The organism is Thermococcus sp. PK, assembly GCF_000430485.1.
Lineage (GTDB): Archaea > Methanobacteriota_B > Thermococci > Thermococcales > Thermococcaceae > Thermococcus_A > Thermococcus_A bergensis.
Genome location: NZ_KE387150.1, coordinates 219,965 through 226,477 on the forward strand (window position 1 = coordinate 219,965; position 6,513 = coordinate 226,477).

Annotated in this window: 6 protein-coding genes; 4 read left to right on the forward strand and 2 right to left on the reverse strand. The window is 45.3% G+C overall.

Annotated features, from left to right (window positions below):
• The first annotated feature begins 114 nt into the window (after window positions 1–114).
• The 4 genes from THEPK_RS09265 to THEPK_RS09280 are packed head-to-tail and all read left to right on the forward strand — an operon-like array spanning window position 115 to window position 5,141.
• A complete protein-coding gene (locus tag THEPK_RS09265) occupies window positions 115–1,398 on the forward strand; it encodes a uracil-xanthine permease family protein (RefSeq protein ID WP_042701209.1) in 1,284 nt (427 codons plus the stop codon).
• 5 nt (window positions 1,399–1,403) lie between these two features.
• On the forward strand, window positions 1,404–2,102 hold the full coding sequence (upp, locus tag THEPK_RS09270; RefSeq protein ID WP_042701211.1) for a uracil phosphoribosyltransferase: 699 nt from the start codon (window positions 1,404–1,406) through the stop codon (window positions 2,100–2,102).
• 43 nt (window positions 2,103–2,145) lie between these two features.
• Window positions 2,146–2,631, forward strand: a complete 486-nt coding sequence (locus THEPK_RS09275) for an Lrp/AsnC family transcriptional regulator (protein WP_042701213.1) — start codon at window positions 2,146–2,148, stop codon at window positions 2,629–2,631.
• 2 nt (window positions 2,632–2,633) lie between these two features.
• A complete protein-coding gene (locus THEPK_RS09280) occupies window positions 2,634–5,141 on the forward strand; it encodes a DUF5814 domain-containing protein (protein ID WP_042701214.1) in 2,508 nt (835 codons plus the stop codon).
• Here the strand turns inward: THEPK_RS09280 and THEPK_RS09285 are convergent.
• A complete protein-coding gene (locus tag THEPK_RS09285; protein ID WP_042701216.1) occupies window positions 5,138–5,926 on the reverse strand; it encodes a DUF63 family protein in 789 nt (262 codons plus the stop codon). The genes THEPK_RS09280 and THEPK_RS09285 overlap by 4 nt on opposite strands.
• Before the next feature lie 61 nt (window positions 5,927–5,987).
• The coding region (locus THEPK_RS09290; RefSeq protein ID WP_042702228.1) for an IS6-like element ISPfu2 family transposase at window positions 5,988–6,513 on the reverse strand (526 nt) is incomplete at its 5' end.

The window sequence follows — 6,513 nt, forward strand, 5'->3', positions numbered from 1 at the left end:
TTCTGTGGTAGTGTCTGGGATTTAAACCTGACGCCCCACTGCTTATCCTGACAGTATCCCCACCCAAACCGAAAATTTTTTAAAACCACTTCGACATACCTTGAGCGGGCTTTAATGGGAAATGGAATCAAGATTGGAATAGAGGAAAAAGTCGAACCAAAGCAGGCTGTTCTTTTGGGCTTTCAGCACGTTCTTGCAATGTTTGGAGCAACAGTTACAGTGCCCCTTGTCGTGGGGACGGCAATTGGGCTTGAGCAGAGAGAGATAGCACTTTTAATCCAGGTGGTTCTCTTGGCAATGGGAATAGCGACCCTTCTTCAAACCACAATAGGTTCCAGATATCCAATAGTTCAGGGTTCAAGTTTCGCCTTTATTCCGGGGCTTATCAGCATAGGAAAAAGCCTAGGGCTGGCAGCTGTGGAAGGGGCACTAATAGTGGGGGGACTAATCGAGGCGGCAATAGGTGCATTCGGAATCGTCGGAAGGGTCAAGAGACTCTTTTCACCCGTAGTCACTGGGGTCACAATAATGCTCATAGGATTCTCCCTGGCCCATGTAGCGGTCAAGTACACCTTCAACTTCTTTGCCGATCCGAGCGGTTCAACAATAACGAAGGCATTTTTTATAGCACTAGTAACCTTCTCAACAACGGTCTACGTCGCACTTAAAGGAAAAGGGGCCTTAAGGGCGATGCCTGTAATAGTAGGAGCACTGGTGGGCTACATCGTCAGCATTCCCCTCGGAATGGCAGATTTCAGTCTGGTTAACGAATTGCCATTGGTAAATGCTCCAAAGCCGCTGCCATGGGGCACTCCAGTATTTGAAGCCTCTGCAATAATAACCCTGCTGTTCGCATTTATCGTGAGCACAATAGAAAGCGTTGGAGATTATCACGCAATTTCCGCGATAGCTGAAGCACCAATAACGAACACAAATATCAACAGGGGAATAATGAGCGAGGGACTTGCCTGTTCAATTGCAGGAATCCTTGGAGCCTGCGGAACAACAAGCTATTCCGAGAACATAGGGCTGGTTGCCTTAACCAAGGTGGCAAGCAGACAAGTTGTCCAGGTGGGGGGAGCCATATTAATAATCTTGGCGATGATTCCAAAGTTTTCGGGTGTTCTGGCCTCCCTTCCCCAGCCCGTACTTGGAGGCCTTACGATAGCACTCTATGGAATGATAAGTGTTACAGGGCTTAGATTAATAAAGGAGAAGGTAGAGCTCAACGATAGGAACATGCTCATAATAGCAAGTGCATTGATTGTAGGACTTGGGGCTCCCCAGTTGCCGCCAGAATTCCTTGAACACTTTCCACAAATTGTGGGGAGCATTTTAGAATCGGGAATGGCCATAGGGGCTTTAACGGCCATCTTGCTTGACCAGCTGTTGAGGTGAGTGAGATGATAGAGGATAAAAGGTGGAAAGGTGTTTACTCATTTGACGACTCTCCGTACCTGATGGAAGTCTTAACAGAGCTTAGGGACAAGGAAACGGACTCCATAACCTTCAGAAAAGGGCTTGTAAAGCTTGGAAGGTTTATGGGATATGAAATCATCAAAACGATGGAAACAGAGAAGATAAAAGTTGAGACACCTCTGGAAGAAACCGAAGGAATAATAGTCAAGGACAGGAGAAACGTGGTCATAATAACAGTCCTTAGAGCAGCGGTTCCCCTTATGGAAGGTCTTGTAAAGGTCTTCGAGCATGCAAGGATAGGAATCGTCTCAGCATCAAGAGGGAAGCCTCCAAAGTTCGAGATAGAGATGAACTACATCAAAATCCCCCAGATAACACCTGAAGATACAGTAATCATAGCTGACCCGATGATAGCCACCGGTTCAACCCTTGTGAAAGTAATAGAGGAAGTCAAAAAGTACGGCACTCCAAAGAGGATAATCATCTTGGGAGTTCTTGCGGCTCCAGAAGGGATAACAAAGATAAAGGAAAGATTCCCAGAGGTCGAGATATTCGTAACGAAGATAGATAGGGAGCTCAACGACAAGGGCTACATACTCCCCGGTCTTGGGGACGCAGGAGACAGGGCATTTGGGGCGCCAATAAAGGTCTCAACTCTGCCTCAGGTGCACACGATAGAGTAGGGAAAACTTAAATATCTTTTCTCTAATTATTTTTTGATTGAATATGGTGGACATAGACGAAATTGACAAGAAAATTCTATTAGAGCTTAGAAAGAATGGCAGGGTTACTTTCACAGATCTCAGTAAGAAGCTTGGGCTATCTGTAGCAAGCATAAAAAACAGGGTTGAAAAACTTGAACGGCTGGGAGCAATAAAGGGTTACTCCGCCATTGTGGATCCTGCTTTTCTTGAGGAATATCTGCAGGTTTTAATAGAACTTGAGTTGCTGGCTGATGACTCTCGGGCTGAAACTGTTTTAGAAGAAATTGGCAAGCTCGAAAACGTCTTGGGCATCTATAAAAAGACCGGGGAATTCCAGGTGATGATAAGGGCTAACTTCAAGAACATGGACGAGTTGAAAAGCTTTTTAAGGCTTCTTTCTCAAAAATACCTACGCAAAAACCTCCGTCGGTGGAGGGTCAGCGTAATTCTTGATACCCTGAAGGACAATGGAGTTCAGCTTTCCAAGAGCTCACGAAGGAGAGGATAAAGATGCTCTTCGTAATCAGAAAAGGAAGAAAAAATAACGAGCTTGAGGCATTTTACATTGAAAATGAACCTGAAAAGCTTTCTCAAATCCAGAATTTAAAGGCTGAGAGGATTTTTAGACTGATAATGAGAGACAACAGGCTGTTCAAGGTCTTGGAAGGAAGCAACTATCAAAATCCAAAAGAGATCGAAAAGATGCTGAAAACTGCGAGAATTGTCTTGACTTCAGATGCCGCGGAATGGGAGGAATACTTTAAAGTGAGGCTCCAAAACAAAAGAGTTGAGAAAGCAGAACTTTGCAGACTCTGTCTATTAAATGGAAAAATAACCGTTCTAACCGAAGGAAATAGGATAAAGTACCACCACGAATTTATCTGTGAGAGCTGTGCTGAAGAAGAACTTAAAAATGAGCTCCGCTACAGGTTTAGAAGCCTTGGAATGTTTGACCAAGCAAAAAAGCTCCTTGAAAGGTTTAGGGATCTGGATAAGGTTTTGGCTGTCTTTGATCCTCGTTTCGACCCAACAAAAAATCCAGATGTTACAAAGTGGGATGAGCTGGAACCAAAGCACGTTAATGTCAAAGAGCTCTCCATAGATGAAGTAAACATTCCGGAAGAATTTAAGAAAGTTCTAAAGGATGAGGGAGTGCAAAGACTCCTCCCGGTTCAGGTGTTAGCCCTGCAGAATGGGCTCCTTGAAGGAGAGAACCTGCTGGTGGTTTCTGCAACGGCAAGTGGAAAGACCCTCATTGGGGAATTAGCAGGCATTCCTAAAGCCCTCAAAGGTAAAAAGTTCCTTTTCTTGGTGCCCCTTGTGGCCCTGGCAAATCAAAAGTACGAGGACTTTAAACGAAGATACTCAAAGCTCGGTCTTAGGGTTGCTATAAGAGTCGGAATGAGCAGGATAAAGACCAAAGATGAGCTCGTTGTTGTCGATACGGGTATAGATGCCGACATAATAGTTGGAACCTACGAAGGCATTGACTACCTTCTTAGAGCGGGTAGAAAAATAGGAAACGTCGGGACTATTGTGGTAGATGAAATCCACATGCTTGATGACGAGGAGAGGGGAGCAAGGCTCGACGGCCTTATTGCGAGGCTCAGGAAGCTCTACCCGAATGCACAGTTTATAGGGCTGAGTGCAACAATCGGAAATCCCCAAGAGCTCGCGAAGGAGCTTGGATTAAAGCTTGTTCTTTACGATGAGAGACCGGTTGCACTTGAGAGACATATTATAATAGCGAGAAATGAGAGCGAGAAGTGGCGCTATGTTGCTCAGCTGTGCAAAGCTGAAGCCATGAGAAAATCTCCTCAGGGGTTTAAAGGCCAGAGCATAGTGTTTACCTTCTCGAGAAAGAGGTGCCACGAGCTTGCGGCGTTTTTAACGAGCAAAGGCTTGAAAGCAAAGCCATACCACAGCGGTCTGCCCTATCACCAAAGAAAGCTCACAGAAATGGAGTTCCAAGCTCAGATGATAGATGTAGTCGTGACGACGGCCGCTTTAGGTGCGGGAGTTGACTTTCCAGCCTCTCAAGTGATCTTTGAAAGCCTGGCAATGGGCAACAAGTGGTTAAGCGTCAGAGAGTTCCACCAGATGCTTGGCAGGGCCGGAAGACCACTCTACCATGAAAAGGGCAAGGTCTATTTAATAGTGGAGCCCGGTAGGAAGTATTCCGCCCAGATGGAAGGAACTGAAGATGAGGTAGCGTTTAAACTCCTAACTGCACCTATTGAGCCAATTCACGTTGAGTGGAGCGATGAGATAGAGCAGGATCAGGTTCTTGCTCATTCGTGTGTCTTTTCCTACCTTGACGATGTTGAAGAGGTGCAGAGCCTCTGCCTTGGGGCAAATCAAAATGCCGAGAAAGTCCTTGAGAAGCTTGAGGAGTTCGACTTTGTAAAACTGAGGGGCAAGATTGTGAGCGTTACCCCCTATGGAAGAGCAGTAAGCATGAGTTTTCTCCTTCCGAGGGAAGCTCAGTTTATAAGGGAAAATCTCTTCAAGATGCCTCCTATGAAAATTGCAATTAAGCTTCTGCCATTTGAGAACGTTTATCTCACCGGAACACTCCAGAGAGAACTTGAAAGTGCCGTAAGAGGAAAGCTGAGCAGCAACATCTTTTCCCCGAGCTTTGCCTCTATTCTGGAGGAGCTTGAAAAAGTCCTGCCAGAAGTTAGCCCAAACGTGCAGGACAAGCTGTTTTTAATTTACCAGGACTTCTTTATGTGCGAAGAGGAAGACTGCACAGAGCACGCGATGGAAAAAGTTTCCTCAATGATAATCGAGCTCAGAAGACAGGGGAAGCACCCAATGCAGATTGCAGAATACTTCAGAAGGCAGTACTCACTCGTGCTCTATCCCGGAGATGTCTTTACATGGCTCGACGGCATAATCAGGAAACTTGAGGCAATCGAAAGGATAGCCAAGGTATTTAGGGCAAAAGATGCAGAGTTTGAGGCAAGAACTCTGAGAAGGGAACTGGAGGAAGGAAGAAAGCTAAGAAAAGACTAGCCAATCTGTAAAATCATCTGGGCTGGATCCCTTATTGCCGGCCCCAACCCGAGTATATACACTGCCAGATACCAAAACTTCCTCTCCTCTTCGTCGGGCACGAGGTATTTCAGCCCATAGTAGACCACTCCAAGGATGAACAATATCCACGGGTAATACACAAAAGCACCGAACTTCTGAACGAGAATATTCTCAATCCAGTGGACTTCCCGGTAGCCGTAGTAGTGGATTGCCACAACTGTGGATCCTATGTCGAAGATGTGGGCAAAGACTGGAAAGAGATAGAGCTTTTCAAAGGGTCTAAATTTGTAATAAGCCAAAATCGGAAGGAGAAAGATTACGGTGTAAAAAAGTGTTAGCTCATAAGGTTCCCAGCTTTTGACGTTTTTTACCAGCAGGTAGTTCGCGTACAGGGCTAAGATAGTTCCCCATGCTACCGTTATCTTAGGATAAGTTCTTAGCCTTGAGTCTGCAAATATAGCGGGCAAAATCAATAAGAACGCTGTGAAAAATATTCCCGGAGTCAAAATAAGGGGGTGAGGTTTTAGAACTCCTCCATCGACAAGGGCTCTAACGGTTGCTCCAAACACAACCATCGGGGTAACCGCATAAAAAAGCTTCTCATCAACCTTTATCTTGAGGGGCTTTATTATCCATCTGTACGTGTAGATAATCGCCAATCCCAGAATGATTGCATAGACAAGGGTGTTATATGGATTGTAGCCCTCTCTCGTGTACATGGGTCTTATGAAGTACTCCCATATGAACCTCTCGACTGATTCCATTTTGCATCCCTAGAAAGCTTTCCTCTGCTTCTTTAAAGCTTTTTCTCCTTCAAAGATACTGTCAGGATAACTGGGGCATCACCTCTTGAAGCCACTCAGTCACATCACCAGGCGGACAACCAAACCGAGAATGAAACCTAACAAAATTATACCAGAACGCAAACAGAAAAACAAACCTGTGAACCCTCCTCCAGTCTCTAGCCCTGAAATTATTCCAGAAACGCTTTGTTCTTTCTTTTAAAGTCCTGAACCAGCGTTCAATACAGTTCCTCGGCCCGAAGGTTACGTGAACAAAATCCAGTCCAAGGGATTTAAAAGCAGACTTGTACCACTTCCCACCATCAACCAGAAAAACAGGCTGTCCTTTGCAGGATTTCAAAACAACCAGAATGAAGTCTCTAGCAATCCACCAGTTTCTGGTTGTTGTAATCCAGACTGCGAGAACTTCCCTGCTCTCAACGTCAAGTGCAGCCCAGAGAAATCTCTTCTCCCCGTTGATTTTTACGACAGTCTCATCAACTGCGATAAAATTCCTCTGTTTTCTTACTGCGAGGAGTGTTGGCTGGTAAACTGCTTCTGCTAGTTTT